The 20,984-nt window shown below is 36.0% G+C and carries 20 protein-coding genes, 2 tRNA genes and 1 riboswitch; of the genes, 10 read left to right on the forward strand and 12 right to left on the reverse strand.

All coding sequences use genetic code 11. The annotated features are described in order from the left end of the window. Window positions 1-18: 18 nt before the first annotated feature. Window positions 19-885 carry an inositol oxygenase family protein gene (locus tag P164_RS10080; RefSeq protein ID WP_028376267.1) on the reverse strand — a complete coding sequence of 289 codons (867 nt, stop codon included), beginning with the start codon at window positions 883-885 and terminating at the stop codon, window positions 19-21. 362 nt (window positions 886-1,247) lie between these two features. Beyond that, window positions 1,248-1,339: riboswitch (TPP riboswitch) on the forward strand. Window positions 1,340-1,389: 50 nt separating this feature from the next. Between P164_RS10080 and thiM the strand changes: the two genes are divergently transcribed. From thiM to P164_RS10105, 5 genes are all read left to right on the forward strand, one after another. Continuing rightward, the gene (thiM, locus tag P164_RS10085) at window positions 1,390-2,184 is read left to right on the forward strand and encodes a hydroxyethylthiazole kinase (protein WP_028376268.1); all 795 of its coding nucleotides are present in this window, start codon (window positions 1,390-1,392) and stop codon (window positions 2,182-2,184) included. Beyond that, window positions 2,185-2,844 carry a thiamine phosphate synthase gene (gene thiE, locus P164_RS10090; protein WP_028376269.1) on the forward strand — a complete coding sequence of 220 codons (660 nt, stop codon included), beginning with the start codon at window positions 2,185-2,187 and terminating at the stop codon, window positions 2,842-2,844. 3 nt (window positions 2,845-2,847) lie between these two features. Next, on the forward strand, window positions 2,848-3,681 hold the full coding sequence (thiD, locus tag P164_RS10095; RefSeq protein ID WP_028376270.1) for a bifunctional hydroxymethylpyrimidine kinase/phosphomethylpyrimidine kinase: 834 nt from the start codon (window positions 2,848-2,850) through the stop codon (window positions 3,679-3,681). Next, window positions 3,668-4,321 (forward strand): thiaminase II, encoded by a 654-nt coding sequence (tenA, locus tag P164_RS10100; protein WP_028376271.1) that lies wholly within the window; start codon window positions 3,668-3,670, stop codon window positions 4,319-4,321. Before thiD ends, tenA begins: the two co-directional genes overlap by 14 nt. A gap of 486 nt (window positions 4,322-4,807) precedes the next feature. Then, window positions 4,808-6,862: a hypothetical protein gene (locus tag P164_RS10105; RefSeq protein ID WP_028376272.1), complete on the forward strand. Its 2,055-nt coding sequence runs from the start codon at window positions 4,808-4,810 to the stop codon at window positions 6,860-6,862. A 58-nt stretch (window positions 6,863-6,920) separates the two neighbouring features. Here the strand turns inward: P164_RS10105 and P164_RS10110 are convergent, their stop codons facing one another. Then, the gene (locus tag P164_RS10110) at window positions 6,921-7,310 is read right to left on the reverse strand and encodes a DUF423 domain-containing protein (RefSeq protein ID WP_028376273.1); all 390 of its coding nucleotides are present in this window, start codon (window positions 7,308-7,310) and stop codon (window positions 6,921-6,923) included. Between the two features lie 83 nt (window positions 7,311-7,393). On the opposite strand from P164_RS10110, the gene P164_RS10115 reads away from it, so the two are divergent. Further along, window positions 7,394-7,906, forward strand: coding sequence for an adenine phosphoribosyltransferase (locus P164_RS10115; RefSeq protein WP_028376274.1), 513 nt, complete (start codon window positions 7,394-7,396; stop codon window positions 7,904-7,906). Here the strand turns inward: P164_RS10115 and P164_RS10120 are convergent. The 3 genes from P164_RS10120 to P164_RS10130 form a co-directional block, all read right to left on the reverse strand. After that, on the reverse strand, window positions 7,903-8,055 hold the full coding sequence (locus P164_RS10120) for a hypothetical protein (protein ID WP_028376275.1): 153 nt from the start codon (window positions 8,053-8,055) through the stop codon (window positions 7,903-7,905). The genes P164_RS10115 and P164_RS10120 overlap by 4 nt on opposite strands. Window positions 8,056-8,556: 501 nt before the next feature. Further along, entirely contained in the window at window positions 8,557-10,356 is a 1,800-nt protein-coding gene (locus tag P164_RS10125) for a M56 family metallopeptidase (protein WP_028376276.1), read from the reverse strand. A gap of 1 nt (window position 10,357) precedes the next feature. After that, the gene (locus P164_RS10130; RefSeq protein WP_028376277.1) at window positions 10,358-10,717 is read right to left on the reverse strand and encodes a BlaI/MecI/CopY family transcriptional regulator; all 360 of its coding nucleotides are present in this window, start codon (window positions 10,715-10,717) and stop codon (window positions 10,358-10,360) included. Between the two features lie 236 nt (window positions 10,718-10,953). Between P164_RS10130 and cdaA the strand changes: the two genes are divergently transcribed. Then, the gene (gene cdaA / locus P164_RS10135; protein WP_028376278.1) at window positions 10,954-11,736 is read left to right on the forward strand and encodes a diadenylate cyclase CdaA; all 783 of its coding nucleotides are present in this window, start codon (window positions 10,954-10,956) and stop codon (window positions 11,734-11,736) included. Window positions 11,737-11,742: 6 nt separating this feature from the next. On the opposite strand, the gene P164_RS10140 is transcribed toward cdaA, so the two are convergent. Both P164_RS10140 and truA read right to left on the reverse strand, forming a co-directional pair. Continuing rightward, window positions 11,743-13,515: an ABC transporter ATP-binding protein gene (locus P164_RS10140; protein WP_028376279.1), complete on the reverse strand. Its 1,773-nt coding sequence runs from the start codon at window positions 13,513-13,515 to the stop codon at window positions 11,743-11,745. Then, a complete protein-coding gene (gene truA / locus P164_RS10145; RefSeq protein WP_028376280.1) occupies window positions 13,499-14,269 on the reverse strand; it encodes a tRNA pseudouridine(38-40) synthase TruA in 771 nt (256 codons plus the stop codon). Before truA ends, P164_RS10140 begins: the two co-directional genes overlap by 17 nt. A gap of 90 nt (window positions 14,270-14,359) precedes the next feature. Between truA and P164_RS10150 the strand changes: the two genes are divergently transcribed. Next, window positions 14,360-14,854, forward strand: coding sequence for a metallophosphoesterase family protein (locus P164_RS10150; protein ID WP_028376281.1), 495 nt, complete (start codon window positions 14,360-14,362; stop codon window positions 14,852-14,854). A 90-nt stretch (window positions 14,855-14,944) separates the two neighbouring features. Here P164_RS10150 and P164_RS10155 read toward each other — a convergent pair whose 3' ends face one another. After that, entirely contained in the window at window positions 14,945-15,355 is a 411-nt protein-coding gene (locus P164_RS10155; protein WP_028376282.1) for a DUF4293 domain-containing protein, read from the reverse strand. Between the two features lie 210 nt (window positions 15,356-15,565). Here P164_RS10155 and rho point away from each other — a divergent pair, with 210 nt between their 5' ends. Further along, window positions 15,566-17,302 (forward strand): transcription termination factor Rho, encoded by a 1,737-nt coding sequence (gene rho / locus P164_RS10160; protein ID WP_028376283.1) that lies wholly within the window; start codon window positions 15,566-15,568, stop codon window positions 17,300-17,302. A 347-nt stretch (window positions 17,303-17,649) separates the two neighbouring features. Here rho and rpsT read toward each other — a convergent pair whose 3' ends face one another. The 4 genes from rpsT to proS all read right to left on the reverse strand — a co-directional run bounded on the left by rpsT (window position 17,650) and on the right by proS (window position 19,670). Then, window positions 17,650-17,898, reverse strand: coding sequence for a 30S ribosomal protein S20 (gene rpsT, locus P164_RS10165; RefSeq protein ID WP_028376284.1), 249 nt, complete (start codon window positions 17,896-17,898; stop codon window positions 17,650-17,652). A gap of 23 nt (window positions 17,899-17,921) precedes the next feature. After that, a tRNA-Glu gene (locus tag P164_RS10170) sits at window positions 17,922-17,993 on the reverse strand. Between the two features lie 46 nt (window positions 17,994-18,039). Next, window positions 18,040-18,111 (reverse strand) — tRNA-Glu (locus P164_RS10175). 86 nt (window positions 18,112-18,197) lie between these two features. Then, window positions 18,198-19,670, reverse strand: coding sequence for a proline--tRNA ligase (gene proS, locus P164_RS10180; protein WP_028376285.1), 1,473 nt, complete (start codon window positions 19,668-19,670; stop codon window positions 18,198-18,200). A 130-nt stretch (window positions 19,671-19,800) separates the two neighbouring features. Here proS and P164_RS10185 point away from each other — a divergent pair, with 130 nt between their 5' ends. After that, window positions 19,801-20,964 carry a hypothetical protein gene (locus P164_RS10185; RefSeq protein ID WP_028376286.1) on the forward strand — a complete coding sequence of 388 codons (1,164 nt, stop codon included), beginning with the start codon at window positions 19,801-19,803 and terminating at the stop codon, window positions 20,962-20,964. The last annotated feature ends 20 nt before the right edge of the window (window positions 20,965-20,984 follow it).

Here is a 20,984-nt window from a genome sequence, read left to right on the forward strand (position 1 = left end):
AAAGTCTTCTGTGCCCTATTAAAACTTTAAGGTTTCTGGTAAGTATTTTTTTACCAATTCTTCGTAATACGGTCTCAACTTTTTAGAATCTGGTGGCACCGGTGCTTTTGAATATAAATCGTAGGGATTAAATTTCTTAACCCACTCAAACATCTCGTGATCCTTTTGAGTCATTAAATGTGCATATGCATTTTCCCTATGTTGTGAGTAAAACGAGTGATACCGTATCATATACAAAGCAGGTTCGGGCAGATAATCTTTAAGAATCTGATACAGATATTCATCGTGTCCCCAACTCATTTTAACCTTATCTAGACCACAATTTTCTTCATAAACACCTAGTTTGGTATTGTACTCTTGATTGTAGGTATCAGGATTGTCTTTAAAAAACTCCGGGTAAACTATTTTGTCTGAAAAAGCACACCCTACCGGGAAAGTATCTCCTACAACTGCCCATTGTGGCTCTCCAAAAAGACATAATACTTTACCTACGTCGTGTAAAAATCCGGTAAGTACAAACCAGTCTGGGTGACCGTCTGCACGTATAGCTTCAGATGTTTGTAGTAAATGCTGCAATTGATCTAAGTCAATATCAGGATCACTATCGTCTACAAGCGTATTCAGGAAATCAATGGCTTCCCAAATAGACATTTCTCTGCGATCAAACTTTAAAAATTCGTTTTCCTTTTGAGTAACAAAGTCATACGTCTGATATTTGTGATTTACGCGGTAAAATTCTTTAACTGTATCTACCCGATCTGAATCTATATAGTTTCTAAATTCTTCCTCACTTTTCTCTGAAGGTTCCGGATCTGGATATCTGTTTAATAAATCATCTTCCCAATCGTCTAGATTATGCATAGGGCCGTTTGCTGTAGCATCCATAGTATATATTTTTTAATTAAACTTTTTTTGTTGGCACATAGTTAAAGAGTTGACTAAAAACTCTTGAAACCTCTATAAATTTACTAAAATCAACAATTCGCAATCGATTTCGAGTTTGTTCAAACCTAAAATTTTAAAATCTTAGTTTTTAGGTAATCAATACGCTTTACAAGAATAGATTTAATCTTTATTAAGCATATGGATAAACTATGCAGTTATATGTACAACCTCGCCATATCCATTGCAAAAACGGGAGTTTTATAAGAGATCACATAAATATTATTGAGCATCTAGAGTATACCAGAATATTAATAGTTTGGTATTTGCTGCTTCGGTAATCTGTCTTAAAACTGTTATCTTTGAATTGGCTTTAGGGGTATTCTATCTAGAATTGAGACAGTCCCTTTGAACCTGTTTGGTTAACACCAGCGTAGGGAAAAGTATCAGAACTTCAATTCCAGAAAGAGCAGTATCCTCTAGCCGCAAATTTTTAAAACATACGCGATGAACGAGAAACTCTGGCAACATATTTTAACCGTAAGAAATCAATCGCCACTAGTGCAAAACATCACAAATTATGTGGTGATGAATAACACTGCAAATGCACTTCTCGCCATTGGCGCATCTCCTATTATGGCGCACGCACACCATGAGATGGCTTCCATGCAAAAAATATGCAACGCACTTGTAGTTAATATAGGCACCTTAGATGAGTACTGGGTAGAATCTATGCTCATTGCAGCAACCGAGGCAAACCACAACAACAAACCCTGGATTTTAGATCCTGTGGGCGCAGGTGCTACGCCATATCGCGATGAGGTATTAAATAGACTTTTAGAACTTAAACCTGCTGCAATACGTGGCAATGCGTCAGAAATCCTGGCATTAGCAAAACACAATAAAACACAAACTAAAGGTGTTGATAGTACTGCGTCTAGTCTTGAAGCTATAGATGCTGCCAGATACTTAACTAAAGAATTTGGATGTCTTGTAGTAATCTCTGGCGAAACTGATGTTATTGTAAATGAAGGTCAAGAATTTAAATTAAATAATGGGAATGCATTAATGACAAAAATTACGGGTATGGGGTGTTCTGCAACCGCCATACTTGCTGCATTTATTGCCGTAATTACTAATAAAACTGAAGCTGCAGTTGCAGCAACTGCCCTAATTAGTATTGCAGGAGAACTCGCCGCAAAAAACAGCGCAGGTCCAGGAAGTTTACAAATGAATATTCTGGACAAATTGTATAACATCACAGAAACCGAATTTTTACAGCATATTAAACTTTCTAATTAAATGAATATAAATTCATTTCCGTACCGCTTATATTTAGTCCTATCTGAGGAAGCCTGTGCTGGCAAAGACTTTCTAAAATTAGCAGAAGAGGCTGTTAAAGGTGGTGTAGACCTTATACAGCTACGCGAAAAAAACACCACACATAACCGTTTTTTAGACAAAGCTATTCGGTTAAAAGAAGTACTTTCTAAATATGATGTTCCGTTAATAATTAATGACAATCTAAGCGTTGCCCAGAAAGCAAAAGCTTACGGAATACACGTAGGTAATAACGATATAAATCCCACAGTAATTAGAAAAGACTGGCAAACCTGTAAGTTATTAGGCTACTCTATCGAATATCTAGAGCAATTATACAACGAGCAAACCTATACATCAGATTATCTGGGAATAAGTCCGGTGTTTAAAACTCCCACAAAAACTGATACCGTCACTGCCTGGGGAATAGAAGGAATACAGCAAATTAGAAATGCTACCGAAAAACCTCTGGTTGCAATAGGCAGTATAAAAGCATCAAATACAAGAGAGATAATTGAAGCTGGTGCAGATTGTGTGGCTGTTGTTTCGGCAATATGTGGTGCAGATAATCCTCAAAAAGCAGCTTCTTTAATACGTAATGAAATTGAAAAGGCATCAACATATAAACGCAACTTAAGCTAGCTCATGAAAAATTATACATATCCTTCTGTCATGAGTATTGCAGGTTTTGACGGCAGTGGTGGCGCGGGACTTCAAGCAGATTTAAAAACAATTTCTGCTCTGGGGTGTTATGCTACTACGGTATTAACAGCACTACCCGTTCAAAACACAACCGGAGTAAAGTCAATTTTCTCAATTCCTGTATCTGTAGTTGATGAGCAATTAGCTTCTATTTTTGATGATATATTACCTTCCGCAGTAAAAATAGGAATGGTACATACCCCGCAACTGGTAGAAACTATTGCAAGATACCTCAACCAGCATCCTAGCATACCTATAGTTTTTGACCCCGTTATGGTAGCTACCAGTGGTCATAAATTGATTGAAGAAGCAACAATAAAAAGTCTTGTTACTCATTTGTTTCCAATCGCTTCAATCATTACACCTAATATGGATGAGGCTGCGTTGTTAGCCAAAATGGACGTGAAAAATCTCGACGATATGTATGTTGCTGGTCAAAAAATTTTACAACTAGGATGCAAATCGGTTTTATTAAAAGGTGGACATTTAAATGAAAGCACCCTCACTTCACTCTACTTTAAAGAAGACGGAAGCGTTTTAGAATATTCCTTTGAGCGTTATGAAACCCGAAATATGCACGGATCTGGTTGTACGCTTTCTTCGGCGATTGCTTCGTATATCGCACAAGGCAAAACCTTAGAGCGTGCAGTACAATTAGGACAGGACTATGTGCATAAAGCAATCTATCACGCAAAAGATGTGGTGATAGGTAACGGTAACGGACCATTAAATCACTTTTTTGATCCTCAAAAACTTATAAAAAATGAAATGGAGTAATATTAGCTGGGAACGTATTCGACCTATATACGACACGATAATTAAAATGCCATTCATCAATCAATTAGCAGATGGATCGCTACCTCTTGAGCAGTTCCAATTTTATATTCAACAAGATTCAATTTATTTAGAAAATTTTGGGAGAGCACTGGCATTAATCGCAGCGCGTTGTCACGACGTGCAGGATATTCTTGCTTATACTCGCTTTGCTGAAGGAGCTATTGTAGTTGAAAATGCTTTACACGAATCCTTTTTTAATGATTTTAAAATCACCAAGTCACAGCAAATAAGCCCTGCCTGCCATCACTATATTCACTTTTTAAAAAGTACAGCCGCACTAGATCAGGTTGAAGTTGCAATGGCAGCGGTATTACCGTGCTTTTGGATTTATAAAGAAGTAGGTGATTTTATTTATGCTAATCAAACCTCAAAAAACAATCCTTATCAAAAATGGATTGATACTTATGCCGGTGAAGAATTTGGATTGCTGGTAGATCAAGCAATTGCCATATGCGATAGGGTAGCACAAAACTGTAGTCAAAGTCAACTTGAAAAAATGCACAATGCCTTTTACACGGGTTGTCAACTTGAATTTATGTTTTGGGATAGTGCTTCTAAACTGAATAGCTGGGAGGTCTAATTGTTAAAATTCAATTAAATAAAATAAATTTTGTCACGCGGGCATAAACCTATCGTCATTAAGATAAGTAAGTAAGATTGACAAAATGTTTTCTTTATATTTATTTGGATTAGCCGCCTTTAATATCGAAATCAATAAGCGTTAATTATATATTTCAAAATCCCTTAGATTATTCTAAGGGATTTTTTTTTGCTCATAGACGTAGTCAAATTAACCGAATCAAAAGTTAATGAGATAGGTTTACATTTCTCAAACTACTACAAAACGAGCTTAAGTCTAAGCCGTGAACTTTTGGATTTTCAAATCTGCCAATTGGATAAAAGAAACTTTTCTAAATAGATATAAAATATTCAAAATGTGTAAATCCCGCTTCTGGTTTTTAACAAATATTTAATAAACATTGCTAAAACCCTAACTATCAATACTCCGTACATATTGAGTATCCTAACGGATGTAACTCTTAATTAATCCAAAATACTCAATATTATGAAACACATTTTTACCAAAATTAGTATGCTTTCACTGGCTCTTTTGAGTCTAAGTAGTTGCGACAATGATGACTATTCTGAAGATCCTATTGCAATTGCAACTTGTGATGATGGGATAATGAACGGTACAGAAACAGGTATCGATTGTGGGGGATCTTGTGCGCCTTGTGCAGTTCCTGTAACTCCGGGAAGACGTTCTGAGCTTTACGTTACAAACACAAACGCTTCAAATCCTTCAATTTTCAAATACAGTATTTCTGGAGATTCACTAGTAACTTTTACTACAAATTCTACAGTAACCGAAGGGATTTATTACAATGCTGCTTCAGATTTATTAGTACAAGCCGCTGCAATGCCATCTGGTGTATTGCAAGCGTTCTCCGGTACAAGTGCCCTTAACACCTCAACTCTAACGGCAGACTTTACTAGCTCTGCAGATTTAACTAGTCCCAGAGAAATTGCTGTAATAGGTGATACTTATGTTGTTTCAGACAATTCTGATAATACCTTTTATGTATATACATTAAATGGTTCTAGTTTTAGTCTTACTGCAACTGTAGATGTTCAATTTCCTGTTTGGGGAATTGCATTTAGAGGAAATGATTTATACGCAGTAGTAGATGGTCCTGGCTCTAATGAACTTGCCGTATTTGCAGATTTTGCTGCTAATGCAACCACGGGTACTTTAAATCCTACTAAGCGAGTTACGATTGAAGGTATCGTGAGAACACACGGTTTGACATACGATGGCAATGATGATGTTATGATAATGACAGATATAGGTAGTGCTGCTGATGCAAATAATGATGGTGGTTTTCATATGATTTCTAATTTTTCAACAAAATTTGATGCTTTATCAGATGGTGAAGTTTTACCATTAAGTATGCAAGTACGTGTTGCAGGATCAAACACGATGATGGGAAATCCTATTGATGTTGCTTACGACTCTGAAACTGATGCGGTTTACATTTCTGAAGTAGGAAACGGGAAAGTATTAGGATTTACGAGTATCGGAACTGGTGGTAACTTAACACCTTCGTTTTCCAAAGATCTTGCAGGAGCTTCTTCAATATACTTCTCGAGCGACGAGACAGATGGTAAAACCGGAATGGCTTCTATGAATAAAATGACACAATTATATACTACTAGTACTGCTAATGGTGATATAACAATTTATGACGGTTCTGGTGCTACGTTAAAAACTGTTACCTCTGGTGCTACAGGTTCTGAAGGTATCTTCTACTCTGCACTTACAAATATTTTAATTCAGGGAGCTCGCACACCTGCAGCGCAACTAGAATACTATAGCGCATTCTCTGGCGCAGCGATGACTGCGACAGCAACTTTTACAAGTACTGCTAACGCAAACTTAACAAGCCCAAGAGAGATCGCCGTTTATGGCAATAAAGTTGTAGTTGCTGATAACGCAAGTGGAATGTTATTTGTTTACTCGTATTCTGGTACTGCATTTACTCTTGTAAATTCATTTACTCCAGATTTTGTAGATCTAACAGGGGGAACATTAAGAAGCGTTTGGGGAATTACATTTAAAGGTAATGACCTTCTTGCTGTAATTGACGGACCTGGTTCTAACCAACTCGCAGTATTTGAAGACTTTTTAACGGCAAATACTACAGACGGTTCTATATCTGCTACTAAAACTATAGGTATTGCAGGTATCGTAAGAACACATGGTATTGATTATAGTGAAGCAGATGATGTACTTGTTATGACAAATATAGGTCTTGCTGCAGGTGGTGCGATTGACGGTGGAATTCACGTAGTACAAAACTTTAACGCATTACTTACTGCAACTGCCGATGGCGGTACCATTGCAACAAGTAATCAAAATATAATTACTGGAGCTGCAACATTAATGAATAACCCTATAGATATTGCTTACGACCATAAGACTAAAACAGTATTTGTAGTAGATGTTGCACAAGGCGCAGTTTATGCATTTGCAAATGCACTTACTCAAGGTGGTAATATCGCTCCTACAGTTAACAATACGCTAGCAGCAGCCGCTTCTATGTATTTATACAATAATTAAGTCCCTGAATTTATCTAATCTAAATTTAAAAGGCTCCCTATCTGGGAGCCTTTTATAATTAAAAATAACTCTGAAAAAAATGTACCATTAATAATAACCACCCTACAGCAAGCAACAAGCCTCCTAATGGAGTTATAGGTCCTAAAAATCGCATTTTAGTTCCTGCAGCACTACTAAGGCAAAGACCGTAAATGGAAAAAGAAAATAAAAATGTACCAAGGCTGAAACATATAATAATTACTGATTCTAAACGCGAATTAAAATTAAGATTGAAGCTTAAAACCAATAATAGAATGGCGTGATACATTTGATATTTTATTCCAGTCTCAAAACTTCTCATTTGATCTTCATTTAATTTTTTCTTGAGCGCGTGAGCACCAAAAGCACCAAACACAATTGCTAAAAAACCAAACAACGATCCAAAAAACTGACTTACTAAAATTTCCATAATTTATAATTGAATAGAATTTAAAGGTAAATTTTGAGAACTATTTAAACACAACTTTGAGCTGAAAATTATATCTTCAAAAAATGAATTTGAAAAATTATATTACAGACGTACCTAACTTCCCTAAAGAAGGGATAACTTTTAAAGATATTAGTCCCCTACTCGCTAATCCTGAAGCTACAAACAAAGCTGTAGAGCTACTTGCAAAGGGTTTATACGGTTTTGATGCTACAAAAATTGTAGGCATAGAAAGTAGAGGATTTTTATTAGGCATTCTTTTAGCCCAAAAATTAAAACTGGGTTTTGTGCCCATTCGCAAACCGGGAAAATTACCGGGAGCCATAATTAGCCAAAGCTATGCGCTTGAGTATGGTGAAGATTCTATCGAAATTCAGGAGAACAGTATTAAACCCGGAGATTTAGTTATTGTTCACGATGATGTTTTAGCAACTGGCGGGACAGCAGCAGCAGCTTGTAAACTGGTAGAAAAATGTGAAGGTACTGTAGTACAATGTAATTTTTTAATGGAACTAAATTTCCTGGAAGGAAGATCTAAAATTAGCAACTATCCACTTCATAGCATTGTACATTACTAGTCTAAAGAATTTTTAGTAACCCATAATTTATATCCAAAAAGCGCCAATTGAAATTTGCTAGCCTTAGTAAGGTCTAACTCTTTTTTAGTAAAACTAGGCAAAACCCTTTTATTGATTTTTGCCAAAGTTTTAAATAGTTGCTTTTTCATAAACTTCAAATTTTAAACTTTAAAGATCTATTTCTTTCAAATTTAGATTATTAAACACAATTCTGAGCGCGCTTTCAGAAAGTGTTAAGACTTCATTTCTTTAACTGAATAGTGTCTCGATAATTGTAAGAATTAAAGTTACCATAACTGTGATTTTTTGATTGATGAATGATTTGTTCTACAAAGAATGCAAGTAAAAATCACATCTACAATTATTTCAAGCATTATTAATGCAATTGAATACAGTATTGTAAGTATAAAAATGAAATATGCTACATATTACAATACCTACTTCTTACTTTCGATTACATAGATTAATTAAACTGACAGCTAAGTATAAAATATGAAACAATTACAGGGTTCTATTTTAAGTAATTTTACAATTCTAGGGTTTTTCGAGGCTAATTTGACATAAAAATAACCTACTCATCATATTTAATAAAAAAGACCTGCAATTCAAAATAAGAAAAGCAGGTCTTAAAAGTTGATAAATTATAAATACTAATTGCTACCTTTTTTCAGTTTAATTATGATAACTCCTGTTTTTCCTTTCATTTGATCTTTATATTGTTTTGTTTGTTCTTCACCTTTAAGAACATTTATAGATTCTATAGTAGCAGGATCTATGCTATTTAAATTTTTATTCTCCACAACTTTACCATCTATTACGATTAGAGCTTTTGAGGATTCATTTTCAGCATTTTGATCTTTAACATATTTTGCATTTGAATGTTTCTCGCGCAACTCAATTTTAATAGGTTTTTCTTCTTCATCAATTTTCTGATTAATGGATTTACTTTGCTTCTCCATTTCTTCACGTTGCTGATCAAGTTCTAACCTTCGCGCGTCCATTTCTTCACGTCTTTTATCCATTTCCTCACGGCGCTTCTCCATTTCTGCTCTACGCTCATCCATTTGAGCACGACGAGCATCCATTTGTTCTCGCATAGCATCACTACCACTTACAATTGTATTTGTACCTGAACGTTGTGTGATACTATTTGAAGCAGAAACCACTCCAAAACTTCCATCTTCAGATCTATAAATAACAATATCTCCTATAGGGTTTGAGCTATTGTAAGACGAGCTTGATTTGCTACCAGATTCTTCATCTACTACATTTAAAGTTATAGATGTAATTAAGCCCTGGCTGTTGTATTTAAGCTTTGAATACTTTAGCGAAACCTTGTATTCAGATTTCAACTCTTTTACTAAAGCATCTAATTCTGCTTTTGTAGCAGATTTAGAAATCACCTTTTTAAATTCTTTTAAGTTGGTCATAGGTGATTCAGTTTTAGGAGTTAATTCTATAACTGGATTTGTTTTCATTTCTGAAGTTTCACCAGTTTCTTTTTGAGAGGTTGCTAATGACGCAGATTGTGCAGCTTGCTCCCCTGAAACAGTAGCATTTTCCGCCTCGCTTTCCGAAGTATAGCTTACAACTTCTTTTACATTAAAACTCCACATAAATGCTGCCATTACCGGTAAAACCAGAAGCATTTTCCACTTATTGATCCTTTTTGATTCTTGTTTGTTTAACATAACTATTCGCTTTTTAATAAATGATTGATAAAATGAATGTGTAAGGCTTGGTACTCTTTGCGGTAAAGCAACGCGTACCAATGCCATTTGATATTGTTTTTGATCTGCAACTTGACTGGCTGTAGCAAAGTCTGCGAGGTATTCTAAGTTTTGATCTACTGCTTTCTTATAAAGCCACGCAAAAGGATTAAACCAAAGCATCACCAATGTAACTTGCATCAGAAGCATATCTAAACTGTGACGCTGGCGCGCGTGGGTTTGCTCGTGAAGAATGATCATATCCAGTTCTGCCTGGTTATGACCCGTATGGTCTAAAACAATATAATTAAAAAATGAAAATGGAGTTTCTAAACCATCAATTTGAATATAATGAAATCCATTACGTGTTGTAGAGGCTGTCTTTTTAATAAAAATCAGAATATTTATAATTTTTTTAAACAGTAAAAAAATCATTATTAAAACCCCTACTCCATATATTAAACCGGCAATTTGCCAGCCATTGATATCTAGCCAGGCCGCTGTTGTAACGTCATGCGAGACGCTATTCTGCACGGGAATATCAAAATTTATAAGCGGTTCTTTTTTATAAACTGTACGACTCAATGTAATTGCGGGTGCAAAGATTGCTGTGAGGATTCCAATAAATAAAAAATGTCTGTTTAGTTTAAAAAAGGTTTCTTTTTCTAATAACAGTTTATAGGCCACATAAAAAATAGCTAATATAGCGGCGCTTTTTAATAGGTAGGTTATAAGTAACATACTACTGTTTATTTTCAATTAATTCGAGAATCTCACGCAATTCGTTTGCTGTAATCTTCTCTTCCTTAGCAAAAAAGGAAACCATATTTTTATACGAACTATCAAAAAATCGTCTTGTAGCTTCGTTCCAGAATTTATGACCGTAAGCTTCTTTAGTAATAATAGGAAAATATTGATGTGTTTTACCATATGCTTTATATCCCACATAACCTTTCTCTTCAAGATTTCTAACAATTGTAGATACGGTATTGTAATGTAAGTTTTCATCCTCGAGACCAGCCTGCACTTCTTTAACGAATGCTTTTTCTAGATTCCAAAGCACGTGCATAATCTCTTCTTCCTTATTTGTTAATTTTTCCATCTCTATAATTTTAGGGGTTTTGGCTTTCATTCTATGCTATTTCTGCTTTTGTAACTATAATTACATACTTAAACAACTAATTATAAGCAGTTGATCAAATGTAAAACTAAAAAATTAGGTAAACAACTATTTTTATAGTTTTAAAACTATATATATAGTTTTTTAGTCTCATTACTATAAAATCGTATTCTAGAAGCGTGAAATTTTTACCTATTTTTACAGAAACCTATTAGCCCTTGGACATTCTTGAAAATTTTAGAATACTCGATTTAGTCGATATTCTATTAGTTGCAACCCTACTCTACTACCTTTACAAACTTGTTAAAGGGACTGTTGCTATTAATATATTTCTAGGAATTTGTATTATCTGGGTCATCTGGAAAATCACCCAGTTGTTACAAATGGAAATGTTAAGTACCATTCTAGGACAGTTTATAGGTGCTGGGATGTTTGCTTTGATTGTTGTCTTTCAACAAGAAATACGTAAGTTTCTTTTAATGATAGGATCTACTAACATAGGTCGCAAAAGCGGATTTTTAAAGCACATTAAATTTTTACAAGATGAAGCCAAAGATTCTTCAAACACTAAAGTTGAAGTAATCATTGAAGCCTGTGAGAAAATGGGAAGCGATAAAACGGGAGCGTTAATTGTGATTCAACGTACTACAAATCTAGATTTTGTAAAAAACACCGGGGATTCTATGAATCTGGAAGTAAACAAACCCATTTTACAAAGTATCTTTTTCAAGAACTCTACACTTCACGACGGAGCTGTAATTATCGAAGAAAATAGAATTACCGCAACCCGAGCCATTCTTCCTGTTTCTAATGAACGTAACATACCGCTACGTTTTGGTTTACGGCACAGAGCAGCTGTAGGTATAACAGAAAAAACAGATGCAGTAGCCCTAGTAGTGAGTGAAGAAACCGGAGCAATAAGTTATTTAAAAGATGGGGAATTTGTACTCTTTAAAACCACTCAGGAACTTATAGAACTGTTACGGAAAGATCTTTCTTAAAAAGAATTAAACGATTTCTTGATTAGCCGCAAATTGAACTTCATAAAGATTGCGGTAATAACCACCCTCCTTTTGAAGGAGCTCTTTATGACTGCCTATCTCAACGATTACGCCTTTATCCATAACAATAATCTTATCTGCTTTCTTTATAGTGGCAAGGCGGTGTGCTATAACAATAGAAGTTCTGCCTTTTGTAATTTTATTTATCGCTTTTTGAATAAGCTGTTCGCTATTAGAATCTACAGATGAAGTTGCTTCATCAAGAACCAAAATTCCAGGATTGCTCACGTATGCACGTAGAAATGCAATAAGCTGTCGCTGGCCACTAGAGAGCATTGCCCCTCGTTCCTTAACATTATAATGATAGCCGTTAGGCAGACTACTTATAAAAGAATCTACACCAATAGCTTTAGCAGCTTCAATTACGTCTGCTTCAGTGATATTAGGATTATTTAAGGTTATGTTATTTAATATAGAATCTGCAAATAAGAATACATCTTGCAAAACAACAGCGATTTCAGCACGCAGCGAACTTAGTTTTACCTCTTTAATATCTATACCATCAATTTTAATTTTACCACTGTCTATTTCATAAAAACGACCTAGTAGATTAATTATCGTAGATTTTCCTGCACCTGTAGAACCTACAATGGCAACCGTCTCTCCTGCTTTTACTTCGAGGTTAATCCCCTTTAAGACTTCTTCATTAGAAATATAACTAAAACGCACATCTTCAAAAGCAAGATCACCTTTAATATTCTTTAAAATATGAGTTCCTTTATCTTCAATTCTAGAATCGGTATCTAGTATGGCAAAGACCCGGTTTGCGGCTACCATACCCATTTGTAGCGTATTAAACTTATCTGCTATTTGCCTTAAAGGCGTAAAAAGCATTTGCGAAAATTGTATAAAAGCAGTAACTAAACCTATAGTTATAACATCACTTTGTGCTGCCCGCAGACCGCCGTACCAAACCAAAAGACCAATTGTTATTGAAGTAACCATTTCTGCAACCGGAAAGAAAATCGAGTTATACCAAACCGTCTTATTCCAGGCACGCATATGTTTCTTATTTATGCCATCAAATTTCTCACGCTCTATATCTTCTCTTGAGAAAATCTGTACGATTTTCATCCCGGTTACACGCTCCTGTACAAACGAATTTAAATTAGCTACCTGCGTACGTACTTCTTCAAAAGCGACTTTCATCTTCTTTTGAAAAATACGGGTTGCATAAAGTATAAAAGGTAGAATAACAAAAACGATGAGTGCTAATTGCCAGCTTTTATAAAGCATAACACCCGCAATAACAAGCATTTTGAGCATGTCACTAATTATCATAAATAGACCTTCGCTAAATATACTTGCTATGGTTTCAATATCATTAACAGCACGGGTAACCAACCTACCTACAGCAGATTTATCATAATACTGCATTTTAAAGCGAATCATATGACCAAAAAGTTTCACACGAATGTCACGTACTACTTGTTGACCCAGCCAGTTTGCAAAATAAATAAATAGCAGTTGAAATAGGGATTCACCTAATAAAACAACCAGGGTAAGCTGAATATAATAAATTAAGCTATCAATATCTTTAGGCTGCATACCTTGATCTATTGCAAGCTCCAGATAGATAGGCCTTAATACAGCAAAAACAGATATTAATATTGCGGCAAAAGCCACAAAGTAAAGCCTTACGCGATATGGCTTAGTATAACCAAGCAAACGCTTAAAAAGCCCAAAATCAAATGCATTACCCTTAGTCTCTTCTGCCATCTATCTTAAAAATTTCTTCTGGATATTTAACTGCCGTTAAGTATAGCCCGTGTGCCGGTGCCGATGCTCCTGCTTCAGAACGTGCTCTGCTGGCAATTATAGTTTTTACCTGCGAAGGCGCTATATTTTGCATCCCAACATCTAATAAGGTTCCTACCACAGCACGTACCATATTACGCAAAAAACGGTCTGCAGTAATTGTAAAAATTAATTGCTCGTCTTTACGTTCCCAGTTCGCCTTAGTAATCTCGCAAAGATAAGTTTTCACGTCTGTATTTGATCTGCTGAAACTTTTAAAATCTTGTTTACCGAGCAAGTGCCCAGCCGCAAGATTCATAAGATCTACATCAAGTTCTTTCTCAAAAAAATAAGATTGATTGTTTAAAAATGGATTCTTAGCCTGATGTATTTTATATTCATAACTGCGCGCAACAGCATCAAACCGCGCGTGTGCTTCTTCCCTAACAGGTAAAATTGAATTTACCGCAATACTCTGGGGCATAAACCGGTTTAAACGGTGCTGCAAATGCTTTAATTCTTCTTCTGAAAAAGCAACCTCTACGTCAAAGTGAGCAAAGAGTTGTTTTGCATGAACACCGGCATCTGTTCTCCCAGCTCCGGTAACAGCAACATCACCTCGTAATAATGTAGACAAAGCGTCTTCTAAAACCTCTTGCACACTTATACTATGGGGCTGCCGCTGCCAACCGTGATAGGGTTGACCATCATATGCTATCTCGATAAAATACCGCAATCTGTAGGTTTGTAATTAAGCCTGCAAAGATACATCTTTGCAGGAAGTCATGATTCTTCTCAATAGATTTTGACTAAATCTGATTAATTTATGAAAAAAATTCTCCTCCTTAGTGACACGCATAGCTATATAGATGATCGTATTTTAGCGTATGCCGAAAAAGCAGATGAAATCTGGCACGCGGGAGATATAGGCAGTCTTGAAGTCACAGACGCCTTAAAAAAAATAAAACCCTTGCGGGCAGTATTTGGTAACATAGATGATCACGAAATCAGGAAAGAATTTCCTTTAAATAATAGATTTATCTGTGAAGGTGTTGATGTTTTGATAACTCACATTGGTGGTTATCCCGGTAGATATTCCCCGGCAATACGCGAAAAATTACGCGCAAACCCGCCTAAACTCTTTATTTGTGGTCACTCTCACATTTTAAAAGTAATGCCAGATCGCAAGCTTAATCTGTTACACATGAACCCTGGTGCAATAGGCATTCACGGCTTTCATAAAGTACGTACTATGCTAAGATTTACCGTAGATAACGGAAATATAGAAAATCTCGAAGTTATTGAGATCGAAAGAAAATAAATCACACACGATCTAATTTAGATAAAAAGAAAAACCCTGCAAGTTGGCATACTTACAGGGTTTTTGCACTAATTAACTAAGATAGTAGATCTATCGTAACCGGTCAACAGATTTTACAAGATCCTCATCCCGCTTAATTGCTTTGTTGGCCAAAGCGATAAAAACGATAGAAATGATGGGGATTAGCATCCCAATACCCTTCTCAGGAGCCGCCGCCCCTCCAGATAAGATTTGCGACTGGTAAACCAATACACCTAGCAAAATAAAGTTCAATATTATATTAAGTCGGCCCAGAACAAACTGAAGCTTTCTGTTTTTAAATAAAAAAATAGTAATCAAAGATAGTAAAGCGCTTCCAAAAAACAACCCTACTAACTCTAATTTATCAACAGCGTAAACTAAGTCACCTCCTGCTGTACTATATACCGGAATAGCAAAAAGCAAACAAGCAGAAACTACTGCCGCAAGAAAAAGATAAATACTCTGTATACGTTGAATCATATATTCTATAAACCTGTTAAGGGTCACAAAAATATAAACTTCTTTGAGACTAGGATCATTTAAATAAAAAATATTATCGTATAATTGCATTAGAAAGCCTAACCACTTCTTTGTTGGTTACTTACTTGCCGAAAAATTTCTTAGACCTTCTTCAAAATTTTTTGTCAGCTTTCAAATTCAATACGATACAGAAATTCATACTTATATTTAATGTTTAATATTTCAGAATTAAAAGCTAAGAAACTTCCCGAACTTCAGGAAATAGCTAAAGGCCTAGATATCCCCAAATACAGGACCTTAAAAAAACTAGACTTAGTATATAAAGTCCTAGATCAACAAGCTGCAGATCCTAAAGCTGTGGCAGAAGTTATAGAAGTCTCCTCTAACGAGAAATCTACAAAACCGAATACTCCAGAGGTTCAAAAGACACCAAAACCAAGAGCTCAAAACAAAAACAATCCTAAGAATAATCGTCCTGAACGAGATAATTCTAAGAAACCAGAGCCAGCTGCTGCAGCTAAAAATGAGGATGTCAAGACAGAAAAACCTGAAATAAAAGAAGACAGACAGCGCAAACCAAGACCTGCAAAGTCTGAGTCTGATTCTTCTAAACAAAACGACAATAAGCCTCAAAAAACTAGAGCTCGTAACGAAAATTCTTCTAATTCTAATAACCGCTCTAATACTAGAGAAAGAGATACTAACGGTAATAGTAATAGCAACTCAAACAACAATAACAACTCTAATAATCGTAATAATAACCGCAATACAAACTCTGGCAATAACGGAAACAAAGACACGCGTAACCGTTACAGAGAGCCAGATTATGAATTTGAAGGACTAATAGAAAGCGAAGGAGTATTAGATATTATGCAGGATGGGTATGGCTTTTTACGCTCATCAGATTACAATTATCTATCATCACCAGATGATATTTATGTATCTCAGTCTCAAATCAGATTATTTGGATTAAAAACAGGAGACACTGTACTTGGAGTTATTCGCCCACCTAAAGAAGGTGAGAAATATTTTCCACTTATTAAAGTATCAAAAATAAATGGCTTAGATCCTAGTGTAGTACGTGATCGCGTTTCTTTTGAGCATTTAACACCTTTATTTCCTAAAGAAAAATTCAATATTGCAGACCGTCAAAGCACAATCTCCACTCGTGTGATGGATTTGTTTGCCCCTATAGGAAAAGGGCAACGTGGTATGATTGTATCACAACCCAAAACAGGTAAAACTATGCTTCTTAAGGATGTTGCAAATGCAATTGCAGCTAATCACCCAGAGGTTTATCAAATGATATTACTTATTGATGAGCGTCCTGAGGAAGTAACAGATATGCAACGTAATGTAAAAGGCGAAGTTGTAGCTTCTACTTTTGATAAGGAAGCTCACGAGCATGTGCGCGTTGCAAATATTGTATTAGAGAAAGCAAAGCGCCTTGTAGAGTGTGGTCACGATGTGGTTATACTACTGGATTCAATTACGCGTTTAGCAAGAGCTTACAACACAGTACAACCTGCTTCAGGTAAAATTTTAAGTGGTGGTGTAGATGCAAATGCACTTCATAAGCCAAAGCGTTTCTTTGGTGCTGCCAGAAATATAGAAAATGGCGGATCATTGACTATCATTGCTACTGCTCTTACAGAAACAGGCTCAAAAATGGACGAGGTTATTTTTGAAGAATTTAAAGGAACCGGTAACATGGAGCTTCAGTTAGATCGTAAGATTGCAAACCGAAGAATTTTCCCTGCTATAGACCTTACTTCTTCAAGTACTAGACGAGATGATTTATTATTAAGTGATAACGCAATACAAAGAATGTGGGTAATGCGTAAATATCTTGCTGATATGAATCCCGTTGAAGCTATGGAATTTGTTAGCGAGCGCATAAAACAAACTAGAAATAACGAGGAGTTCTTAATATCAATGAACGGATAATAAGAGTCAATATTTATTATAATAAAACCCGGTATCTCAAGATACCGGGTTTTTCATTTTATATTTTCTCAGCCTTAAACTTTTAATGATACTTATATCCTGATAAATCAAATTAGACACCAACCTCGATCATAAACTTAGAATTAGTTTAATAACCTCACTAAATAAAAAAGATCTTTAGAATCCCTATAAATAAAACAAACTATCAATTCCTCTAAATTATAAATATTTAGAAACCTTCAACTCTTAAAAGCACAACCCACATAGTGCTCAAATAAATCTGGATTATAAACAAAAAAAACGCCTACAATTGCTTGTAGGCGTTTTTAAGTTTTTAAAACAAGTTACTATAACGCGTTCACGTGCTTAGCAAGTTGAGATTTTAAGTTAGAAGCTTTGTTATCGTGAATGATATTATTCTTAGCTAACTTATCAATCATAGAAACCACAGATGGAAACAAAGTTGTTGCTTCAGCTTTATCTGCCTCACGCAATCTCTTCATTGCGTTACGAGTAGTTCTGCTCTGGTAACGATTTCTTAAACGCTTTACTTCGCTATTTCTAATTCTCTTTAGAGATGACTTGTGATTTGCCATTATCTTGTTTTGTTTTTAAATTGTAGCCCGTAGGGGAATCGAACCCCTCTTACCAGGATGAAAACCTGGCGTCCTAACCGATAGACGAACGGGCCATTATGTCAAATATTTATGCTTTTAGGCGCACAACCAACCTTACTGTAGTCCGTAGGGGACTCGAACCCCTGTTACCAGGATGAAAACCTGGCGTCCTAACCCCTAGACGAACGGACCAATCTTTCGCTTAATTGCGGATGCAAAAATACACATATTTTTAGATCGTGCAATAGCTAATTGAATATTTTTTAAAAAAAATTCAATTAATATGCCTTAGCAAAGAGAACACGCATTTTTGCAGGATTGCCACTGTAAACACACACACCCTCTTCCTCTTTGAAATTCAACGGAATACATCTAATCGTAGCTTTAGTTTCTGATTTTATACGCTCTTCACTTTCTTTTGTACCATCCCAAAACGCACTAACAAATCCGGTCTTATTTTCTAAAATATCTTTAAATTCATCATAGGTATCTACTTCGGTGATATGACTATCCCTAAAATTCTTTGCCTTATCAAAAAGCGCTTTTTGCATTTCTGTAAGAAGTTCCTGTACACGGTCTACTATAGCATCTTTAGAAACAGTTTCTTTAGTAAGGGTATCTCTACGTGCTAACTCAACGGTACGCTTCTCAAGGTCTCTTGGGCCTATTGCTATACGCAATGGCACACCTTTAAGTTCGTACTCATTAAATTTCCAACCTGGTTTGTGTGTGTCTCTATCATCATATTTAACAGAAACACCTAATAACTTAAGTTCACGCTGAAGCTCTCTTGCAACTTGTGAAATTGAATCTAACTGATCTTCTCCCCTATAAATAGGAACTATTACAACTTGTATTGGAGCAAGGTTAGGAGGTAATACGAGTCCATTATCATCACTGTGTGTCATTACTAAAGCACCCATTAATCGCGTTGAAACACCCCAGGATGTTGCCCAAACATGTTCCTGCCCGCCTTCTTTAGTTGCAAACTTCACATCAAATGCTTTAGCGAAATTCTGACCTAAAAAATGACTGGTACCCGCCTGAAGAGCCTTACCGTCTTGCATTAAAGCTTCAATACAATACGTATCTAAAGCTCCTGCAAAACGCTCACTTTCGGTCTTGGTTCCCTTTATAACCGGCATTGCCATAAAATTTTCAGCAAAATCAGCATAAATACGCATCATTTGCTGCGCTTCTTCTATCGCCTCCTGCTGCGTAGCATGAGCTGTATGACCTTCTTGCCATAAAAATTCTGAAGTTCTTAAAAATAAACGTGTACGCATTTCCCAACGCACCACATTTGCCCATTGATTAATTTTTATAGGAAGATCTCGATAAGACTGAATCCACTTTCTATAAGTATCCCAAATAATTGTTTCAGAAGTTGGGCGAACAATTAACTCTTCTTCTAGTTTAGCATCGGGATCAACAATAATACTCCCATCTATATCATTTTTTAAACGATAATGTGTTACAACTGCGCATTCTTTTGCAAAACCATCTACATGGCTTGCTTCTTTACTAAAATAAGATTTAGGAATAAACAACGGAAAATAAGCATTCTCATGGCCCGTATCTTTAAACATTCGATCTAATTCTGCCTGCATTTTTTCCCAGATCGCATAGCCATAAGGCTTAATCACCATACAACCTCTAACACCCGAATTCTCAGCTAGATCAGCCTTTACAACCAACTCGTTATACCATTTTGAATAATCCTCTGCCCTCGTAGTTAAATTCTTTCCCATATATGTTTATTTGGCACAAATATTGTGACTTTATCTTTAATTGAAAGTTTTGCAACATGTTTGTTAAATGCACAAAATTGACCGCAAAACTAACTAAATTTACAATGTACAACAATAAAATACGGATGATATGCGAGGCGTGAACTTAACTCTAGGAACTTTTATAAAACCAGCTGTTGCTGCTGTTTTCACTTTAGTAGGATTTATTTCCTGCGGGCCATCTCAATATTCTATGAATGATGGAATATATGGCACTAGTACCCGCATGTCTGACACTAATTATGAGCAGGAAGTAGCAAGCTCTAATGCTAGCGTTTATGCAAATTATTTTTCTCAGGGTGCATCAGATTTGCAGACAGCACAGGATGATGGATCAATATTTACAGATGTAGAATCTTACAGCTCAAATTCTCAGTATACTGATGAAAATGCGATATCTCAAGGAGACCTTACCTACAATTCAAATGCAGGTTGGGGAGATACCTATGATGAGGTAATTGTAAATATATATCCATCATTTTACAATCAAATGGGTTTTGGTTTTGCCAGGCCTTTTTGGGGTAATGGTTTTGGATATGGTGGTTTTGGATATGGTGGTTTTGGATATGGCCCTCATGGCTACGTAGGTTTTGGTTTCGATCCTTTCTTTTCAGGTTATGCCTGGGGAGGATATCCAGCCTTTGGTTATGGATATGGTTACGGTTTAGGATGGAGATCGCCATTTTATTATGGGTATAATCCATATTTTGGATATGGCTATAGAAATTACCCATTTTATGCTAACCGATATTACTCTGGTTATAACAACGGGAGATATGCCTATGCCAACAACAGACGCTCAAACAACACCTATAGCACTAGTAGAACTGCAAATTCCCAATCTACTGTTACTTCAAGATCAAGAAATTCATCAGTAAATTACGCACGTACTAGTAGAACGTACAGCCGTAACAATGTAGGCGTAAATCCTACTTCTAGAAGTAATGCTTCGAGAACCTCTGCTAATACGTCGAGATCCAATTCTATTTATAATAGTACAGCACGTAGAAGCAGCAATACCACAAGAACTTCAACAAATTCTAAAACGGTTATTAATAGATCTACAGCTACACCCTCAAGATCGGGCACGTACTCAAGAAGCAACTCTGCGAGCACTCCAGTAAGGAGCTCAGTTCCTGCAAGGACATCTGCTCCAACGAGAAGTGCTGCTCCGGCAAGAACATCTGCCCCTTCGAGATCAAGTAGTTCTGGATCGAGCAGAAGCAGTTCTGGAGGAAGACGTGGTGGCCGTTAATCAAACATCAAAATAATTCA

The organism is Leeuwenhoekiella sp. MAR_2009_132, assembly GCF_000687915.1.
GTDB lineage: Bacteria > Bacteroidota > Bacteroidia > Flavobacteriales > Flavobacteriaceae > Leeuwenhoekiella.

Bases quoted from the DNA above. Each gene is read 5' to 3' on its own strand.
- proS (WP_028376285.1), bottom strand. From the start codon at position 19,670: ATGGGAAAGAATTTAACTACGAGGGCAGAGGATTATTCAAAATGGTAT.
- P164_RS10130 (WP_028376277.1), bottom strand. From the start codon at position 10,717: ATGGAAAAATTAACAAATAAGGAAGAAGAGATTATGCACGTGCTTTGG.
- P164_RS10185 (WP_028376286.1), top strand. From the start codon at position 19,801: ATGCGAGGCGTGAACTTAACTCTAGGAACTTTTATAAAACCAGCTGTT.
- thiM (WP_028376268.1), top strand. From the start codon at position 1,390: ATGAACGAGAAACTCTGGCAACATATTTTAACCGTAAGAAATCAATCG.
- thiE (WP_028376269.1), top strand. From the start codon at position 2,185: ATGAATATAAATTCATTTCCGTACCGCTTATATTTAGTCCTATCTGAG.
- tenA (WP_028376271.1), top strand. From the start codon at position 3,668: ATGAAATGGAGTAATATTAGCTGGGAACGTATTCGACCTATATACGAC.
- P164_RS10140 (WP_028376279.1), bottom strand. From the start codon at position 13,515: ATGGCAGAAGAGACTAAGGGTAATGCATTTGATTTTGGGCTTTTTAAG.
- P164_RS10105 (WP_028376272.1), top strand. From the start codon at position 4,808: ATGAAACACATTTTTACCAAAATTAGTATGCTTTCACTGGCTCTTTTG.
- P164_RS10150 (WP_028376281.1), top strand. From the start codon at position 14,360: ATGAAAAAAATTCTCCTCCTTAGTGACACGCATAGCTATATAGATGAT.
- P164_RS10115 (WP_028376274.1), top strand. From the start codon at position 7,394: ATGAATTTGAAAAATTATATTACAGACGTACCTAACTTCCCTAAAGAA.
- thiD (WP_028376270.1), top strand. From the start codon at position 2,848: ATGAAAAATTATACATATCCTTCTGTCATGAGTATTGCAGGTTTTGAC.
- P164_RS10125 (WP_028376276.1), bottom strand. From the start codon at position 10,356: ATGTTACTTATAACCTACCTATTAAAAAGCGCCGCTATATTAGCTATT.
- P164_RS10080 (WP_028376267.1), bottom strand. From the start codon at position 885: ATGGATGCTACAGCAAACGGCCCTATGCATAATCTAGACGATTGGGAA.
- P164_RS10120 (WP_028376275.1), bottom strand. From the start codon at position 8,055: ATGAAAAAGCAACTATTTAAAACTTTGGCAAAAATCAATAAAAGGGTT.
- P164_RS10110 (WP_028376273.1), bottom strand. From the start codon at position 7,310: ATGGAAATTTTAGTAAGTCAGTTTTTTGGATCGTTGTTTGGTTTTTTA.
- rho (WP_028376283.1), top strand. From the start codon at position 15,566: ATGTTTAATATTTCAGAATTAAAAGCTAAGAAACTTCCCGAACTTCAG.
- rpsT (WP_028376284.1), bottom strand. From the start codon at position 17,898: ATGGCAAATCACAAGTCATCTCTAAAGAGAATTAGAAATAGCGAAGTA.
- P164_RS10155 (WP_028376282.1), bottom strand. From the start codon at position 15,355: ATGATTCAACGTATACAGAGTATTTATCTTTTTCTTGCGGCAGTAGTT.